We start from the raw sequence: 517 nt of genomic DNA, 5'->3' as shown, positions 1-517 counted from the left end.
GAGGTGCGCCTCGACCACGCTTTCCGCCATGGCGTTCGCCTCCCCAATACGCATCATCCATCTGGATGATGCCATCCAATGGCTGCTGATCCTCTCGTTCCTTCATCACCTGCATCAATTTATGTTTAATGCTCCAGGCAGAGCCATAGCTCACATCAAGCTGGCGCATCAGTTCCAGTGCAGAAATGCCATTTTTGGTTTGAGTAACGAGGAACATGGCGAGGAACCAAAGCGTCAGTGGTAATTTGGTATCGGCAAAGATTGTCCTACTGGTAAGCGACGTTTGATGATGACAGTGATAACACTGGTACAGTTTGTTCGTGTTGAGTAAACAATGATGGGTATGACCGCATTCGGGACAAACAAAACCGCTGGGCCATTGCCAATCAAATAACGCTTTCCTACATTGCTCTTCAGTGCCGTACTGCCTGAAAAAATCGGGTAGGCTAAATCCTTTTTGAAACTGAATCGTGTTCCTTTTCACCGCTAATCCCTTTATATTACCTCTACTTAAAGT

Annotated in this window: 1 protein-coding gene; it reads right to left on the bottom strand. The window is 46.6% G+C overall.

What is annotated here, in order from left to right:
• Positions 1-484: IS1595 family transposase (locus tag GY683_RS08785; RefSeq protein ID WP_297288368.1), on the bottom strand; the 484-nt coding region annotated here is incomplete at its 3' end.
• Positions 485-517: the final 33 nt, after the last annotated feature.

It is taken from the genome of Moraxella sp., assembly GCF_024227015.1.
GTDB lineage: Bacteria > Pseudomonadota > Gammaproteobacteria > Pseudomonadales > Moraxellaceae > Moraxella.
This window is presented reverse-complemented; position numbering and strand designations above follow the sequence as displayed.